Source organism: Moraxella lacunata (genome assembly GCF_002027545.1).
In the GTDB taxonomy this organism is placed as follows: domain Bacteria; phylum Pseudomonadota; class Gammaproteobacteria; order Pseudomonadales; family Moraxellaceae; genus Moraxella; species Moraxella lacunata.
In genome coordinates, this window is record NZ_MXAN01000087.1 from 1 (window position 1) to 16,737 (window position 16,737).

A 16,737-nucleotide genomic window follows, 5' to 3' on the forward strand; every position below is an offset into this window, starting at 1 on the left:
GGTTTATGGTATCTACAACCAAAAATAATTATTGAAAAATCAACAAGTTACTATTTTAAGTTGAGAGTAAAGTTTATTTAAATAACCTTTTGCAAAGTAAAAAACACAGTTTTGGTATTGACCATATTTGGACTTGTAATGTCGCAAGCAACCAAAATCAAACATCACAACGCCACCAACCGACAAAACAGCTCATCATACGCCATTTTTTCTTGTACGTTTTGCCCCACCGCCACCGTCATGTCATCAAGGCTTGCTAGGAAATTTTCTACCCTATCAAGACTAAGATTGTCCGCCCCATTTATCAGCCCTGCCACGTCCATGTCGGTATGAATGCTATCAAGCCCAAGCCCCACTCGCACCACGTCCATGAGCATAAGCCGTGTCAAAACGGCAAAATCACCAAAACTCATCACGCCCTGCCAATAGTCGCTGGCACTCACCGCCGACCGCTCGCCATGCCTTAGGGTAAGCCATGTTTTTAGCCATAATGCACGCTTGTCAAACCACACCGCCTTTGGCAGCTCCACCGCCTTTAATACCGCCCCGTCCGCAAGCGTCAAGGCAAGGCTGGCAAGGCTCTCATCGCCCAACACCCCACCCACATAAGCCAATGCCACATCATGAGCAACAGCCCCAAGCGGTAGGGCTTGCACACGGCTTTTTATCGTAGGCATGAGTTTGGCAGGGTTATCGCTGATGAGTATCAAATGCACGCCTGCCCGTGGCTCTTCTAAGGTTTTTAGCAGGGCATTGCTCGCCCCAATCGTGAGCATGTCAGCATTATCCAGCACGATGAGCCGAACGCCATGCCCCTTGACGTGGCTATACTCCTGCAAGGCTCGCACGTCATCAATCTTAATGGACGAACGTTCGCTCTCATCAGACGTAGGCAGGCTCTCAGACGGTAACACCATGACATCAGGGTGCGTCCCCGCCATGAGCCAATGACAGCTGTCGCACGCCCCACACGCCCCCTGTTCGCCCTTATGTTGGCACAGTAGCCACGCCACAAACCGCCACACAAATTCACGCTTGCCAATGCCTGCCATGCCACACGCCAACAGTCCATGCGGTAATTTGCCGTCATAAAACTGACCGACCACCTGCCCCCACGCCTGTGTTTGCCACGGCAATAACGGGGCAAAATAGGGCAACTGCTCTTGCTCGCTCATATCAGAACTTCAAAAACTCATCAATCGGCATGGCATTTAGCCTATCCAAATCCTCCTTGGTATCCACCCCAAGCGGTAAGGCGACTTTGGCGACATCTATGGCGATTTTTTGTCCATTTTCTAAAATGCGGAGCTGTTCTAGACTCTCCAAGCGTTCAAGCACGCCCTGCTCCCATGTGCCAAATTCTTTTAATAATTTGACCCGATACGCATAAAGCCCCAAATGGCGATAGGCGTTTTTTGGTACATCGCCAAGCTCGCCTGTCAAATGGGCGTCCCTGTCATAAGGGATTGGGCTACGGCTAAAATATAGGGCGTTTTGGCGAGCGTGGACGACTTTTACCACCGAATTTTTATAAAAATCATCATAATTATCAATCACTTCGCACAAAGTCGCCATGACACAGTCGTCATTAGCAAGGAGCAGATTTTTGGCTTGTTCTAGTAGCACAGGCGGTACAAGCGGTTCATCGCCTTGCATATTGATGACAATGTCATCGTCCGCCAAGCCCAAAAGCCGTGCCACCTCCCCCAGTCTGTCCGTGCCTGATGCATGCTCGCCCGTCATGATGACAGGTATATTGGCACGCTCACACACCGAAAAAATCCGCTCATCGTCCGTTGCCACGCACACGCTGTCGGCAAAGGTTGCTTGCAAAGCCTTTTGTGCTGTCCATAAAATCATGGGCTTACCATGCAAATCTAGCAAAGGCTTGGCAGGTAGGCGTGTGGATTTGTAACGGGCAGGGATAATGATGTGGGTTTTAGGGGTAGTCATGGGTGCTCCTTATTGCCATTGATACGATTGGATATATTGAATCACACCGCCCATAATCTGATAACGGTTAAAAAATTCATCGGTTGGCAATGTCTCGCCTTGCTTATCCAATTCACTATAAGTTTGTATGGTGTTATTGATATTTTGCCTTAAATAACGGCATAAAATCCTATCATCAAAACCGATAGCATAAATCATACCGTTAATAATTGGCAAAGTTGATTTGTTTTTATCCACCACAACCATAGATAAATGACCCAAAATAGGGTTCATGTCATCGCCAATGATTGGCGTGATAAATAAATTATCCAAATTATCGGATTGTTTAAACAACAAATCAGCTAGGGATAAATGCTGTTTTTTAGAAATGGTAGCAGACGGATAATTGATGATGAGTTGATTTTTATTATCCAAAATAGGGTTATTGTCTTGATAAATATCACCTTGTCCTGTGGCAAGCCAAGTGGGATTGACGCCAAACAAATCGGCAAGCTCTATCATTTTATTGGTTGTTTTACTTCGTCCACTTTCAAGCTGACTATAAGCCGATTGTGATAATCCGTCAATAAAATGAGAAATATCTGCTTGACTAAAAGATTTCAATTTACGGGCAAATTTTAATCTCTCCGCCAAAGTATTTTCTCCATTAAATACTGCCCCCAACTCCATATCGCCTTGACCTGTGGCAAGCCAAGTGGGATTGACATTTAAGACATTGGCGAGCTCTAAAATACTTCCAGTTCTTTTTGTAATGCCACTTTCAATTTTAAAATAAGTAGGTTGGGATATATTTGCCAAATCCGCAACTTCTTGTTGAGATAATTTTCTTAGGTTGCGAATATATTTTAAACGTTCAGCCAAAGTATTCATTTATACCACCCCCAACTCCCCAAGCACCTTATCCATTTCCTCATAGACACTTTCTGACAACACCGCTTGCACAGGTAGCACCCAAATATTATCAAAAATTGCATGATTATGACGTTTGGCAAGTTCACGCAATTTAACCGCGTCTTTACTGGTTGTAATGATTGGCAAATCGGTCAAATCGGCCAAATCATCAAGGCTAAAATCATGATGGTCGCCAAAGGCACGCTCCACCACGTCAAAACCAAGCTCGCTTAACGTCTTAAAAAATCGTGCAGGATAGCCGATACCGCTGACGGCATAGACCTTTTGGGGTGGTAAATTTTTATCATTCTCTGATTTTTCGCCTGTCAAAAGCGATACGGGTTTACTTGGAGCTAAGTGCATAAGCAGGGCGTTATCATCATAATGCTCAGTTCGGCTATCGTGATAAATCACAGTCGCCCCTGTCAGGCGGTCAAGCGGTTCACGCAAAAAGCCCTGTGGGAATAATTTGCCATTACCAAAGCCACGCACCCCGTCCACCACTATCCACTCCACATCTCGGTGTAGGGCGTAGTGTTGTAGTCCGTCATCACTGATGATGAGTTGTAGAGCTGGGTGATTTTGTAGTAGTAAATCAATGACTTGCCCACGATTTGCCCCCACCGCCATTGGCACGTTTGTACTTTGGACGATAAGGCATGGCTCATCGCCCACTTCTTTGGGGGTGCTATCAGCACAAACCATTGCAGGGCTACTGTCTGCCCGTCCATAGCCACGGCTTATCACGCCCACGTTCACGCCTTTATCTTGTAAATATTTAACAAGGGCGATAATAAGTGGGGTTTTGCCACTACCGCCCACCGTGATATTACCGATAATCATCACAGGAATGGGGGCGTGGTATTTGGTAAGCTTATCGTTATCATACAAGGACTTACGCACACGCCCCACCACGCCATACAGGGCGGACAGCGGAGCGAGCGTGGTTAGTATGGGGGATTTTTCTTGCCATGCCTTGGTAATGAGAAGTTCTAGATTTTTCATGGGGCGGTCGGCTCACTTTGCTCATCAAAGGTACGTTCGTACATGGTGCGATACATACCGCCTTTGGCAAACAGTTCGTCATGCGTACCCATTTCCACAATTTGCCCTTTATCCATGACGATGATACGGTCGGCGTTTTGAATGGTTGATAAGCGATGAGCGATGACAAGCGTGGTACGACCTTGCATGACGGTTTCTAACGCCTTTTGGATATAGTATTCGCTTTCGTTATCAAGGGCGGACGTGGCTTCGTCTAATATCAAAATTGGTGCGTCTTTTAATAATGCTCGTGCGATGGAGAGCCGTTGGCGTTGTCCGCCCGATAATTGCAAGCCGTCCGAACCGATAAAACTGTCATAGCCATTTGGCAACGCCATAATAAAATCATGAGCATAGGCGGATTTGCTCGCTTGTATGATGTCATCATGAGATTTGGCAGATAACGCCCCATAAGCGATGTTATGAGCAACCGTATCCAAAAACAGCGTAACCTGCTGATTGACCATGGCAATCTGTTCACGCAGTGATGATAATTTAATCTCATCAATGGGCGTACCATCTATCAATATCTGCCCCGATGTCGGGGTAAGCGAACGAGTAAGCAGGTTCACCAGCGTGGTCTTGCCCGAGCCTGACCGCCCGACCACCGCCACTGTCTCGCCTGCCTTGATGTCAAGGTTGAAGCCCTTTATCGCTTGCACACCACTATCATAGGTCAAGCTGACATCATCAAAACGGATATTACCATGAATGACGGGGGTTAGCGTGCCTGTATCACGCTCCTCAGGCGTGTCTAACAGTTTAAAGACAGACGCACCCCCTGCCAAGCCCCGTTGCAACTTTTGATTAACATCGGTTAAGGCTTTGACAGGACGGGCAAGCAGTCCTGCGGCGATAAGAAAAGATGCAAACTGCCCTGCCGTCATACCGCCAAGCACTTCAGGACGCAAGGAGAGCCACACCACAAAGCACATCCCTGTCGCCATAAGTAGCTGAATGAGTGGTGAATTGATACTGGCAAGCACGGTGATTTTCATGCCCTTTTGTAGATTGTCCAAACTGGCTTTATTAAACCTATCAGCTTCGTACGCCTGACCGCCATAATTTTTAACGACTTGATAACCTGCCACGGCTTCGTTAGTGATATGGCTTACCGCACTCATGGATTCTTGGATGCCTATTGACAGCATGGCAAATTTCTTGGATACTTTTTTGACAATCCAAAAAATCGGTGGTACAACTATCATCAAAACAAGCGTAAGTCGCCAGTTGCTATAAAATAGATAGCCAAACAACGCAATGACCGTCAAACCTTCTTTTAGTAGCGTGGTAATCGCCTCATTACTGCCTGCGGTAACTTGCTCCACATCAAAGATAAGTTTGGACGATATAGTACCAGCAGGGTTTTTTAGATAAAAATCGGACGGCAAACGCAACAGCTTTTCAAACACCGACACACGCAAATGATAGACAAGATTACGAGAGATATACGCCGAATAATACCCTCCCAAAAACGCCCCAACCCCCCGAAAGAAAAACAGAGCAATCACCAAAAAAGGAAACCAAAATTTGCCCTTTTCATCATCATTGTTAATAGCATCAATGATAAACTCAAAAAGCTTGGCACTGGCGACCTCAGAGCCTGCACTTAACACCATGCCAATCACCATAAAAATCGCCGCCCACCAGTAGGGTTTTAGGTAAGACATCAGACGCAAAAAGACCGCCAATTTGTCATTGGGGTCAAAGTTGGTTTGGGGGGTAGGTTTTGACATGATTTTTTAAAGAAAAGTTTTTTGGCATTTTAACACAAAATGCCACATCGCACCGCATAAATCGTAGCCTTACTTGCTACTGCTTTGTGGTGCTGGCACGACGGTGCTGATGTTTAGGTTTAAAAAGCCCATTTTGCCTGCCACATCCATGACACGCACCACCGCTTGGTGTGACGCTTCGGCATCGGCGGCGATGACAAACAGTTGTTTGCGGTCAGTGCCTGCTTCTTTTTGGAGCATATTAATAAGCTCCGCTTCGGTGCTAGACCCTAAGGCAAGTCCATTAACCAAATAAGTGCCGTCTTTTTGTACCGCCACTTCTATCTGTTTGCCTTCGTTGGTCACTGCCACACCTTCGGCTTCGGGCAAGACAATGTTAATGCGGCTAAAATGGTTAAAGGTCGTCGCCATCAGCAAAAATACAATCAAAAACAGCAAGCAATCAATCATGGGGGTCAGATTGATTTCCAAAGGTTCAACGGTCGGTTTACGAAATCTCATGACGCTACTCGGCTATGACTGCTCTTGGTGTTGGGAATGGGCGACAGGCTCACTGGCTTGGCTTGGCTCTTTTTGCAAATCATCTTTCATCAGCCCATAGTCATACATCTCTTGGATGAGTAGCCCTGCTTCACTCTCAAATTTGGCATTAATATCCACAATACGTCTTTGGAAATAACGATACGCCATCAAGGCAGGAATGGCAACAAACATACCGCCTGCGGTGGTAATCAAAGCCTGAGAGACACCGCCTGCAAGCATGGCAGGGTCTTGCATAGAGCCATCTGTTACCGCCAAAAATGAGATAATAATACCGAGTACCGTCCCCAACAGACCCAAAAGCGGTGCAATCGCCCCAATCGTGCCGAGCATGTTAATGTTCTTCTCTAAGGTGTGAATCTGCACGCTGGCACGGTTTTGCATGTGCATGGTCATACTGTCTAGCCCATACTGGCGATACAAAAGTCCTGTTGCCAAAATATCGCCCAATGGCGACTCGCCTTTGATGGCAAGCAGGGTGTTTTTATTGATGTCACCTTTGGTGCGTAACTGGCTAATCAGCTGTTCTCTGAGTCCACTTGGGGCAAGCAAACCCATGCGTAACACTTTGCCACGCTCGATGATGATGACCAGTGCCACAATAGAACACACGATGATTGGCAACATCAGCCAACCGCCTGCTTTGACAAGCTCCCACATAATTTACACCGTTACTACAATTATTAGTTAAACATCAAGACTTTGCCACGCCAAGCTGTGCCATCAGCCCGCTTAGCTCATCATGGCTATGAAAAAATATCTCCACACTGCCCTTGCCGTCTTTGCCTTGTTTTAGCTTGACCGTCGCCCCCAATGCGTCCGAGAGCTGTTGGTTTAGGGCGATGACTTCACGACTGTTGACCGAGACCGCCTTTGGCTCGGGGTGTAAGATAGACTTGACCAGTTTTTCTGCTTCACGCACCGTCATGTCTGCATGAATGATTTTTTTGGCGATGACGGGCTGTTGGTCTTTGGACAAAGACAACAAAGTGCGGGCATGACCCATGTCAAGCAGGTTATCCATCATAAACGCCTTGACTTCATCATGCAAAGCATTCAGGCGTAGCAGGTTGGACACAGTCGTGCGTGCCTTGCCCACGACATCGGCAATCATCGCATGACTCATGCCAAACTCGGTATGAAACCGCTCCAACGCCGCCGCCTGTTCTAGCACCGTCAAGTCTTCACGCTGAATATTCTCAATGAGTGCCAAGGCAATCGCTACTTCATCAGACAGCACACGCTCGATGGCAGGGATGGTGGTAAGCCCTGCCAGTTTGGCAGCTCGCCAACGTCGCTCGCCTGCGATAATCTCATGGGTAATACCATCCGTCTTACTCTCGCCATCTAACAAAGGACGGATAACGATGGGTTGCATGACCCCATGCTGACGTACCGATTCGGCAAGCTCCTGCAAGGCTTCTTCTTTAATGTCTCGTCTGGGCTGATATTTACCTGATTGCAATCTGGCAGGGTCGATTTGAATGAGCGTGACCTGTTCACCATCTTGGGTGGGCTGAGGTTGGGTGGTCTTGGCAGATTTACTGGCTACTTGGGCGATGCTTTTGTCGGCATTGGCTTTTGTGCCAGTTTTTTTGGGGCTGGCTGACTTGGGGGTAGGGGCAGATTCCGCTGTCGGCATGATGGCTTCTGCGGTCAAATCTCTTTCTCGTTTAATATTACCCATTAAGGCTTCTAAGCCACGTTTCGTGCCAAGCCCACGCTTTTTTGTCATGCCCATTTACACCAATGTTACAGAAAATAGCAGGGTATTTTACCACAAATAACATCTCATGTTAAAGGCTAAGTATGCTTTTTGTCGTAAAAATACCCAAAGTTGTCTTTGGGTAAGGGGTAAATTCAAATTAATATGGCTCATAAATATAAGACTCATCGCTCGCCTCTGGCATGATGAGCCACATGATAAGATAAAACAAAATCCCACCAAACAATGTAATGGTTGCTGTCAGTGGAATGGACAACACAAACAGCCACCGTAGCACCGCAGGCGACCACCCCATGTATTCAGCAATCCCGCCGAACACCCCTGCCATCAGGCGATGACGTTTTGAACGGTGCAAGCGGATAAGCTTGGGCTTGGTGCGTGTAAGTCTGGCATGGTCAGGGCTGGTATGATGAGTCATGGGCTATCTTTTCCTTTTAAAATGTGTATATACCCAAAAAACTTTAAAATTACCACAAACGTAATGGTGTTTCGGTGTAGGGGTGTGCTGTGCACGCCCATAAAAATTGGCATGTTATCAAAGAGCGTGCGGAGCCAGTCCCTACAAAGCCTGTGGCAAATATCAAATTCATTAGGTGTAAATTTAAATTTATATGAAAACAATTTAAATATAACACCTTTTTAGTAATACTTTTTTGGGTAAATACAATACCCTTTTGCAAAACTTTACATTGATAAAATAAAAGAGCGGAAAAAACCGCCCTTTTATATGCCTTATCAGTCAATTTACACCGCTTGAATCGCTGTCAAGGCAATGGTATAAACAATGTCATCCACCAAACAGCCACGAGATAAGTCATTAACAGGTTTGTTAAGACCTTGTAGCATAGGGCCTACACTAATCACGCCTGCGGTACGTTGCACGGCTTTATAAGTGGTGTTGCCGGTGTTCAAATCAGGGAAAATAAACACGTTGGCTTCGCCTGCCACCGCTGAATTTGGGGCTTTTTGCTTGCCCACGCTTGGCACAGAGGCTGCGTCAAATTGCAAGGGACCGTCCACTTTTAGCTCAGGAGCTTTTTCACGGACGATTTCCAATGCACCTTTGACCGTATCCACGTCAGGGCCTGAACCTGAGTTCATGGTAGAGTAGCTAATCAAGGCAACTTTGGGGTCAATACCAAACGCTTTGGCAGACTCAGCCGATTGAATGGCAATCTCAGCAAGTTGCTCGGCAGTAGGGTTTGGATTCACCGCACAGTCGCCATAGACGACCACTTGCTCGGGCAGTAGCATAAAGAACACGCTGGATACTAGGCTATACTGTGGAGCGGTCTTGATAAGCTGGAACGCTGGGCGAATGGTGTCTGCCGTGGTGTGTACCGCACCTGATACCAAGCCGTCCACATCGCCCACTTGTAGCATCATCGTGCCTAGATATACGGTGTCTTGTAGAGCCTCTCTCGCCCCTGCTTCGTCCAATTTGCCCTTACGGCGTTCTACCATGGGAGCGACATATTTTTCGATGACGGTAGATGGCTCAATGATTTCAATGTCATCAGGCAAGGTAACACCACGCTCATCCGCTACTGCACGGATTTTGGCAGGGTCGCCCAACAGCACGCATTGGGCAATGCCACGTCTTTGGCAAATCGCCGCCGCTTCAATGGTGCGTGGCTCATCGCCCTCTGGTAGAACGATACGTTTTTTGGCGTTTTGGGCAAGGCGAACCACTTGGTTACGAAATGCATAAGGCGATAATTTTTGGGTACGCTCAGACGTTTTGTAGCTTTCAAACGCCCCACCGTCAATCTCAGATAGATGACCGCCTTTGTCGGTGCGTGCCACGACTTGCACTTTACCAGACAGTTCGGCTGTGCCAATCACGCCCCAAATACGCTCACCTTTGATACCGCCAAACACAGACGCAAACACAGGCAGACGCACATCATTATCACCCACCAAAATCACGTCCGCATCAAAACCTGTTCCCAACTCACGGTTCACACGGTTGGCATAAGGACGGCTTTCATCAGCAAGCACGCCCACCACCACGCTTATAGGGGCGGATTGTTTGGCGATGACGGTTTCTAGCAGGTCATCAAGGTTGTTGTCGCTAATGGCACTCACCAACTCATCATGGCTTGGAATGGCGACAATCTCGCCACCGACTAAGTTTGCGACATTTTGAGCCAACGTTTCCATGTTGATTTGGCTGGTGGTGGGGATAAGCAGTAGTGTTTTCATAAGTTACCTTTTTATCAGTTTTAGTAAGATTTTTAAATTTGCCATTGTCAATCACAATACCTTTAAATGGATTTGTAGGGGCAAATTACATTTGCCCTTTGTAACACATAAATACTTGGGCGTGGTATTTGCCCTATAACGTCCAATTTTAAAATGTATTTTGATTTAACAATGTCTTTTAATTTAATTAAAAAATCACAGGTTTTTTAAGAAAAGCCAGACGTTTGCCTGACTTTTCTTTTTATTACAAACCCAATACCGCACGAGATTCGCTGGCGATTTGGAATTCTTCATCGGTTGGGATAACCCACAATTCTGCTGATGAGCCGTCCGCATGGAAACTGCCTTCCGCCCCACGGAACAACTCGGCATTTTTGGCGGTGTCAATTTTTAGACCCAAATGCTTCATGTAACCGACAATCTTAGCACGCATGTCCGCACCGTTTTCGCCCACGCCACCTGTAAAGGCAAAACCTGTCAATACTGGCAAACCTGCGGTCAAACTAAGCAAGTATTTGGCGGTGCGATAGGCGAACATTTCTAGGGCAAGCGTGGCATCTTCATTGCCTTCTTTGTCGGCTTGTTCTAGGTTACGCATGTCGTTAGATACGCCCGACACGCCCAAAAGACCGCTCTTTTTGTTCAATAGGGTATCAATTTCTTGGACAGACAGACCCAATGTACGGTGCAAATGCAAGTGAATGCTTGGGTCGATGTCGCCTGAGCGAGTACCCATCATCAAGCCTTCTAGCGGTGTGATACCCATAGACGTGTCTAGGCTTTTGCCATTATAAACTGCGGTGGCTGAACAGCCGTTACCCAAGTGGGCAATTACCCAACCATGTTCGCCTGCTTGCTCGGTCAGCTCGCTGGCACGGTTTGACACATAGGCGTGTGATGAACCGTGAAAACCATAACGGCGGATTTGGTGTTCGGTGTATAGCTCTTTTGGTACAGCATAGCGGTAAGCGTGTGCAGGCATGGTTTGGTGGAATGCCGTGTCAAAAATCGCCACTTGGGGTAGGTCAGGGTAAATGGCGTTAATCGCCTTAATGCCAGACGCATTAGCAGGGTTGTGAAGTGGGGCAAGGCTTGCCAGCTCTTCAATGGTCGCCAAGACTTCTGGGGTGATGACAGTTGCTGATTTGAATTTGTCGCCACCGTGTACCACACGATGACCCACCGCCACAGGCTTATGCTCGGCGATAAGCTCGCCTAGGATGATTTGCAAGGCTTCGGTATGAGCCCCTGAATTTGGGATGTTGATCTCTACTTTTGAGCCGTCTAGGTTTTTGTGCTTGATACGGGCATCAGTATTGCCCAGTGCTTCGGCAAGACCTTCAATGCGAGTGTTGCCGTCTTCGCTGATAAGGGCGTATTTGATGGATGATGAGCCACAGTTTAGGACTAGGGCGGGGTTTACCAGAGACATAATTTTTCCTTATGGAAATAAAAAAGACATGGCGATGATTATAACACACAAAACGAGCTTTGACAAAAGCCTGATTTAACCAAAATACCACACATTCACACATTGCAAAATGGTCAGCTTTGATTTAGAGTAAGACACGATTTTATCAAGTTTTTGTACATCATGACCGCATATAGTGAATTTACCGCCTTTATCCTAGACCAATTAACGCCACTCGCCCCCATTACGGTTAAGCGAATGTTCAGGGCGGAATGTCTTTTTAAACATGGCAAAATGTTTGGCATTATCAGCGATGATACGCTTTATCTAAAAGCTGATGATAACAATCGCCAAGCCTTTATTGATGAAAACTGTGAAAAGTTCACTTATTGGACAAGCCGAGCAGGCGTTAAAAAACAAGTCGCATTGGGCTATTATCAGCTTCCTGAATTTGCCTTGGATGATGCCGATGAGCTGTGTTGTTGGGTGAAGTTGGGGATAGGGGCGAGTCAAAAAAATCAAATGCTACGTCCTAATCATCAAAAATGACTTATGTTTGGTATTTTATTTTAAAATAATACTTGACTTATTTCACAAAAAAAGTTAGGAAAATTGGCAAAAATATGGCATAATAGGCACTAATTTTGGGTTATCTGTGAACGACTGTTACACCCGAAATAAAACATTCCCCTTTGCAAAGCGAACTTGCATTTACAATCACCAAACTCGGAGTTTTTATGTCAAAACCGACCATTGTTTATACCTATACTGATGAAGCCCCTGCCCTTGCCACGCACTCTTTATTACCAATCATTCAAGCCTTTACCAAAAGCTCAGGCATCGACATCACCACCAGCGACATCTCTTTGGCAAGCCGTATCCTATCTCAATTCCCCGAGTTTTTAAAAGAAGATCAACGCCAAACCGACGCCCTTGCCGAACTTGGCAAACTTGTGACCGAGCCACACGCCAACGTCATCAAACTGCCCAACATCTCAGCATCCATGCCACAGCTTTTGGCAACCATCAAAGAGTTACAAGATGATGGCTATGGCGTACCTGACTATCCTGCCGAACCCCAAGACGACAAAGAGCGTGACATCCAAGCTCGCTACGACCGTGTCAAAGGTTCAGCCGTAAACCCTGTCCTGCGTGAAGGCAACTCTGACCGCCGTGCTCCCAAAGCAGTCAAAAACTTTGCCAAAAAATACCCACACAGCATGGGTGCATGGTCAGCCGACAGCAAAACCCACGTCTCCACCATGAGTGGTAACGACTTTTTTGCCAATGAAAAATCAGTAACTGTGCCAAACGCCACCACCGTGCGTTTTGTCTTTACTGACAAAGATGGCAACAGCACCGACCTACGCAAACCACTTGCCCTAAAAGCAGGCGAAATCCTAGATGCGACTTTTATGAGCAAAAACGCCCTAGTCGCTTTCTTGGACGAGCAAGTCAAAGATGCCAAAGAAAAAGGCGTGCTATACAGCCTACACATGAAAGCCACCATGATGAAAGTGTCTGATCCCATCATCTTCGGTCATGCGGTTAAGTCATTTTTCAAACCTGTGTTTGACAAATATGGCAAAGAGCTGGCTGATGCTGGCGTGAACGTTAATAACGGTTTTGGCAATCTACTTGCCAACCTTGACAAACTAGATGCCACCACCAAAGCAGGCGTAGAAGCCCTTATCAATGAGACCTACGCCAACAACCCTGATGTGGCGATGGTGGACAGCGACAAAGGCATCACCAACCTACATGTGCCTAGCGACATCATTATTGATGCGTCCATCCCTGCGATGGTACGTGCATCAGGTCAGATGTGGGACAAAGACGGCAAACAACAAGACACCAAAATCATCATTCCTGACAGCACCTATGCTCCGCTATATCATGCCACCGTTGAGTTTTGTAAAGCAAACGGTGCGTTTGACCCGACCACCATGGGTACCGTACCGAACGTGGGTCTCATGGCTCAAAAAGCCGAAGAGTACGGCTCGCACGACAAAACTTTTGAAATCAGTGCGGACGGCAAAGTAGAAGTCATTGACGAAAATGGCAATGTCCTACTATCACACAACGTAGAAGCGGGTGATATTTGGCGTGCGTGCCAAACCAAAGATGCCCCTGTCAAGGACTGGGTAGGTTTGGCGGTAAAACGTGCCAGATTGTCCGACACGCCTGCGGTATTTTGGTTGGACGAAAACCGAGCTCACGATGCCGAGCTTATCAAAAAAGTCAAAACCTACCTTGCTGAGCTTGACACCGATGGTCTAGACATCCACATCATGCCATTGGTTGAAGCCACCAACTTCACGCTAACCCGCCTAAAAGACGGCAAAGACACCATTGGCGTAACAGGTAACGTCATGCGTGATTATCTGACCGACCTATTCCCCATCTTAGAGCTTGGCACGTCCGCCAAAATGCTCTCTATCGTACCGCTTATGAATGGGGGCGGCATGTTTGAGACGGGGGCGGGTGGTTCTGCACCTAAGCACGTTCAACAGTTTAACAAAGAAAACTACCTGCGTTGGGACAGCTTGGGCGAGTTTTTGGCATTGGCGGTGTCGCTTGAACATTTGGCTGAGCGTGAAAATAACACCAAAGCCCAAGTGCTTGCCAGCACCCTAGACAAGGCAACCGAAGAGCTACTACTTAATGACAAATCGCCACAGCGTAAACTGGGTTCTATCGACAACCGTGGCAGTCATTACTACCTTGCCAAATACTGGGCAGAAGCCTTGTCCAAGCAAACAGACGACAAAGCCCTAGCCGATGAGTTCGCCCCCATTGCCAAAGCATTGAACGAACAAGAAGAGACAATCGTGAGCGAGCTAAACGGCGTACAAGGCGGGGCCGTTGAGACCGAAGGCTACTACTTTGCCAACCGTGAGTTGCTTGACAAAGCCATGCGTCCAAGTGCTACCTTTAACGACATCATCGCCAAATTGGGCTAAAACAGACCCATCAAACCGTGATGTTAAAAATGCCGTCCTAGTGATGGCATTTTTATTTGTTGCAAATTGTAATGATGGTTGCACCCCTGTGCAAATTTGATATACTGACTGTCATTTTCTATCTATCATCATTTATCATGAATCACACCACCGTCATCATCATTATTACTGTCGCTGTCAGCCTGATGGCATGGCAAAACAAAACGTTTCTCGGCAGGCTCGTCTTTGACCCCATCTCCATCGCTCGCCATAAACAATACGACCGTTTTTTGACCAGTGGCTTTGTTCATGGTGACGGCATGCACCTGCTGTTTAACATGATTACGCTATACTTTTTTGGGCGAACCATGGAACGGTTTTATATCCATGAGTTGGGGGCGTTGGGTTTTGTGGGCTTTTACACCCTTGCCATCATCGCATCTAGCATTCCTGACTATATCCGCCACAAAAACAACCCACGCTTTGCCAGTCTTGGAGCGTCAGGTGGGGTGTCAGCGGTGCTATTTGCTTTTATTCTACTGGCACCATGGCAGACCATTTACCTATTCTTTATCCCCATTCCTGCGATTATTTTTGCCATTGGCTACATCAGTTATAGCATTTGGGCGGACAGACGCGGCACAGGACGGATTAACCATCTTGCTCACTTATCAGGGGCGGCATTTGGCGTGATTGCCACCATCATTATCAAGCCTACCATCGTGATACATTTTATGAATGCTTTTTTAAACCCCCGTTTTTGACTTTACCGCCATGCAACAAACCCCATCCAAGCACTTGAATGGGGTTTGAAACAGTGGATTTTAAATAAAAAACTACATGGCGGCTTTAAAAATCTCTACCACTTGCTCATGCGTGGCTTGGCGTGGGTTAGTGAGCATACACGCATCGTTCTGGGCATTGGTTGCCATGACCGCAAGGTCTTTTTCTTTAACCCCAAGCTCAGACAAGCCTGCCGGAATACCCACATCTTCTGCCAATGCACGAATCGCATCAATGGCAGCATAGCCTGCTTCCATGTCGCTAAGCCCCTCTGTATGCACACCAAGCAAGCGAGCGATGTCGGCATAACGCTCTGGACAAGCGATGAGATTAAACTCACACACATGTGGCAGTAGCACTGCATTACACACGCCATGTGGCAAGTTGTAGAATCCGCCCAACTGATGAGCCATCGCATGCACATAGCCTAGCGAAGCATTGTTAAATGCCATACCTGCCAAATACTGAGCATAACTCATCGCCTCACGAGCCTCGATGTTCTCGCCATTTGCCACCGCTTGACGTAACCACTGTTGAATCATGCGAATGGCTTTTTCGGCACAGGCATCAGTAATCGGGTTGGCAGCTGTTGAAACATACGCCTCAATGGCATGAGTTAGTGCGTCCATGCCTGTGGCGGCGGTCAATCCTGCGGGCTTAGCGACCATCAGGCGTGGGTCATTAATAGCAATGAGCGGTGTACAACGCCAATCCACAATCGCCATCTTAACCATCGTCTCGGTGTTGGTGATGATACAGAATCGCGTCATCTCTGATGCCGTACCTGCGGTAGTATTGACCGAGATGAGCGGGGTCATTGGCACTTTGCTCTGATTGACACCCTCATAATCACGGATATGACCACCACCTGCCGTTACCAAACCAATCCCTTTGGCACAGTCATGTGATGAGCCACCGCCCAGTGAGATGATAAAGTCGCAGCCATTGTCTTCATAAGCTGATACCCCATCATGGACGTTCTTGTCCGTTGGGTTGGGCTCTGCCCCTGCATAGACATGACTACTCACGCCTGTCTCGTCTAGATAACCCACCAAAATGTCCGCCACGCCTGCCTTAAATAGCCCTTCATCGGTAACAATCAGGGCTTTTTTGGCACCGAGTTCTTTGGCTTGATTGCCAATTTCTTTGGAGCAACCGGGCCCGAATAGGGATACGCATGGGATATAAAATCCGTTGGTGTGGTCTGCGATTGGTTTAAATGTCATAATTTTCTTCCTTAATCTATGGATTGATGAATAGATATGGCTGACAGATGGGGTACTAGATTGAGTATAGTTTGCCTATCCTTGCACCATACCTAAGACACAGCAACCTAGTAGCACTCATCTCTTGCATTGGGGGCTGTATCTGGTTTTGATAATAGCATGAATTTTTGTTATTGTGTATCGGTTTTACAAAAATGATACAAATGTTTCCTTATTATTGTTTTTACTCTTGGCTTGATAAGCAAATAAAAAACAGACAACTTTGAACCGACCCCCAAAT

15 protein-coding genes are annotated in these 16,737 nt (G+C 46.9%); 3 read left to right on the plus strand and 12 right to left on the minus strand.

The window, feature by feature from the left end:
* Positions 1-164: 164 nt before the first annotated feature.
* From B5J94_RS11720 to B5J94_RS11770, 11 genes are all read right to left on the minus strand, one after another.
* Positions 165-1,175 carry a DNA polymerase III subunit gene (locus B5J94_RS11720; RefSeq protein WP_062500019.1) on the minus strand — a complete coding sequence of 337 codons (1,011 nt, stop codon included), beginning with the start codon at positions 1,173-1,175 and terminating at the stop codon, positions 165-167.
* A 1-nt stretch (position 1,176) separates the two neighbouring features.
* Positions 1,177-1,953 carry a 3-deoxy-manno-octulosonate cytidylyltransferase gene (gene kdsB, locus B5J94_RS11725; RefSeq protein ID WP_062500021.1) on the minus strand — a complete coding sequence of 259 codons (777 nt, stop codon included), beginning with the start codon at positions 1,951-1,953 and terminating at the stop codon, positions 1,177-1,179.
* A 9-nt stretch (positions 1,954-1,962) separates the two neighbouring features.
* Entirely contained in the window at positions 1,963-2,823 is an 861-nt protein-coding gene (locus B5J94_RS11730; RefSeq protein ID WP_062500023.1) for a helix-turn-helix domain-containing protein, read from the minus strand.
* Positions 2,824-3,849 (minus strand): tetraacyldisaccharide 4'-kinase, encoded by a 1,026-nt coding sequence (lpxK, locus tag B5J94_RS11735; RefSeq protein ID WP_062500025.1) that lies wholly within the window; start codon positions 3,847-3,849, stop codon positions 2,824-2,826.
* Complete coding sequence (msbA, locus tag B5J94_RS11740) at positions 3,846-5,624, minus strand: lipid A export permease/ATP-binding protein MsbA (protein ID WP_062500027.1); 1,779 nt, start codon at positions 5,622-5,624, stop codon at positions 3,846-3,848. The genes lpxK and msbA overlap by 4 nt, the downstream gene beginning before the upstream one ends.
* Before the next feature lie 69 nt (positions 5,625-5,693).
* Positions 5,694-6,125: an ExbD/TolR family protein gene (locus tag B5J94_RS11745; RefSeq protein ID WP_062500030.1), complete on the minus strand. Its 432-nt coding sequence runs from the start codon at positions 6,123-6,125 to the stop codon at positions 5,694-5,696.
* A gap of 12 nt (positions 6,126-6,137) precedes the next feature.
* Positions 6,138-6,824 carry a MotA/TolQ/ExbB proton channel family protein gene (locus B5J94_RS11750; RefSeq protein ID WP_079364151.1) on the minus strand — a complete coding sequence of 229 codons (687 nt, stop codon included), beginning with the start codon at positions 6,822-6,824 and terminating at the stop codon, positions 6,138-6,140.
* Positions 6,825-6,858: 34 nt separating this feature from the next.
* Positions 6,859-7,899: a ParB/RepB/Spo0J family partition protein gene (locus B5J94_RS11755; protein WP_062500034.1), complete on the minus strand. Its 1,041-nt coding sequence runs from the start codon at positions 7,897-7,899 to the stop codon at positions 6,859-6,861.
* Between the two features lie 130 nt (positions 7,900-8,029).
* A complete protein-coding gene (locus tag B5J94_RS11760; protein WP_062500032.1) occupies positions 8,030-8,308 on the minus strand; it encodes a PspC domain-containing protein in 279 nt (92 codons plus the stop codon).
* A 326-nt stretch (positions 8,309-8,634) separates the two neighbouring features.
* Positions 8,635-10,095, minus strand: coding sequence for a phosphate acetyltransferase (pta, locus tag B5J94_RS11765; protein WP_062500061.1), 1,461 nt, complete (start codon positions 10,093-10,095; stop codon positions 8,635-8,637).
* Positions 10,096-10,339: 244 nt separating this feature from the next.
* Entirely contained in the window at positions 10,340-11,527 is a 1,188-nt protein-coding gene (locus B5J94_RS11770) for an acetate/propionate family kinase (RefSeq protein WP_062500063.1), read from the minus strand.
* Positions 11,528-11,689: 162 nt separating this feature from the next.
* Here B5J94_RS11770 and B5J94_RS11775 point away from each other — a divergent pair, with 162 nt between their 5' ends.
* The 3 genes from B5J94_RS11775 (at position 11,690) to B5J94_RS11785 (ending at position 15,212) form a co-directional block, all read left to right on the plus strand.
* The gene (locus B5J94_RS11775; RefSeq protein WP_062500065.1) at positions 11,690-12,055 is read left to right on the plus strand and encodes a TfoX/Sxy family protein; all 366 of its coding nucleotides are present in this window, start codon (positions 11,690-11,692) and stop codon (positions 12,053-12,055) included.
* A 188-nt stretch (positions 12,056-12,243) separates the two neighbouring features.
* Complete coding sequence (locus tag B5J94_RS11780) at positions 12,244-14,469, plus strand: NADP-dependent isocitrate dehydrogenase (protein WP_062500067.1); 2,226 nt, start codon at positions 12,244-12,246, stop codon at positions 14,467-14,469.
* Between the two features lie 137 nt (positions 14,470-14,606).
* Positions 14,607-15,212 carry a rhomboid family intramembrane serine protease gene (locus B5J94_RS11785; RefSeq protein ID WP_062500070.1) on the plus strand — a complete coding sequence of 202 codons (606 nt, stop codon included), beginning with the start codon at positions 14,607-14,609 and terminating at the stop codon, positions 15,210-15,212.
* A 72-nt stretch (positions 15,213-15,284) separates the two neighbouring features.
* Here B5J94_RS11785 and mdh read toward each other — a convergent pair whose 3' ends face one another.
* Positions 15,285-16,457: an iron-dependent methanol dehydrogenase gene (gene mdh / locus B5J94_RS11790; RefSeq protein WP_062500069.1), complete on the minus strand. Its 1,173-nt coding sequence runs from the start codon at positions 16,455-16,457 to the stop codon at positions 15,285-15,287.
* Positions 16,458-16,737: the final 280 nt, after the last annotated feature.

Excerpts from the sequence above, each read along its gene's own strand:
- B5J94_RS11720 (WP_062500019.1), bottom strand. The coding sequence starts at position 1,175 with ATGAGCGAGCAAGAGCAGTTGCCCTATTTTGCCCCGTTATTGCCGTGG.
- kdsB (WP_062500021.1), bottom strand. The coding sequence starts at position 1,953 with ATGACTACCCCTAAAACCCACATCATTATCCCTGCCCGTTACAAATCC.
- B5J94_RS11730 (WP_062500023.1), bottom strand. The coding sequence starts at position 2,823 with ATGAATACTTTGGCTGAACGTTTAAAATATATTCGCAACCTAAGAAAA.
- lpxK (WP_062500025.1), bottom strand. The coding sequence starts at position 3,849 with ATGAAAAATCTAGAACTTCTCATTACCAAGGCATGGCAAGAAAAATCC.
- msbA (WP_062500027.1), bottom strand. The coding sequence starts at position 5,624 with ATGTCAAAACCTACCCCCCAAACCAACTTTGACCCCAATGACAAATTG.
- B5J94_RS11745 (WP_062500030.1), bottom strand. The coding sequence starts at position 6,125 with ATGAGATTTCGTAAACCGACCGTTGAACCTTTGGAAATCAATCTGACC.
- B5J94_RS11750 (WP_079364151.1), bottom strand. The coding sequence starts at position 6,824 with ATGTGGGAGCTTGTCAAAGCAGGCGGTTGGCTGATGTTGCCAATCATC.
- B5J94_RS11755 (WP_062500034.1), bottom strand. The coding sequence starts at position 7,899 with ATGACAAAAAAGCGTGGGCTTGGCACGAAACGTGGCTTAGAAGCCTTA.
- B5J94_RS11760 (WP_062500032.1), bottom strand. The coding sequence starts at position 8,308 with ATGACTCATCATACCAGCCCTGACCATGCCAGACTTACACGCACCAAG.
- pta (WP_062500061.1), bottom strand. The coding sequence starts at position 10,095 with ATGAAAACACTACTGCTTATCCCCACCACCAGCCAAATCAACATGGAA.
- B5J94_RS11770 (WP_062500063.1), bottom strand. The coding sequence starts at position 11,527 with ATGTCTCTGGTAAACCCCGCCCTAGTCCTAAACTGTGGCTCATCATCC.
- B5J94_RS11775 (WP_062500065.1), top strand. The coding sequence starts at position 11,690 with ATGACCGCATATAGTGAATTTACCGCCTTTATCCTAGACCAATTAACG.
- B5J94_RS11780 (WP_062500067.1), top strand. The coding sequence starts at position 12,244 with ATGTCAAAACCGACCATTGTTTATACCTATACTGATGAAGCCCCTGCC.
- B5J94_RS11785 (WP_062500070.1), top strand. The coding sequence starts at position 14,607 with ATGAATCACACCACCGTCATCATCATTATTACTGTCGCTGTCAGCCTG.
- mdh (WP_062500069.1), bottom strand. The coding sequence starts at position 16,457 with ATGACATTTAAACCAATCGCAGACCACACCAACGGATTTTATATCCCA.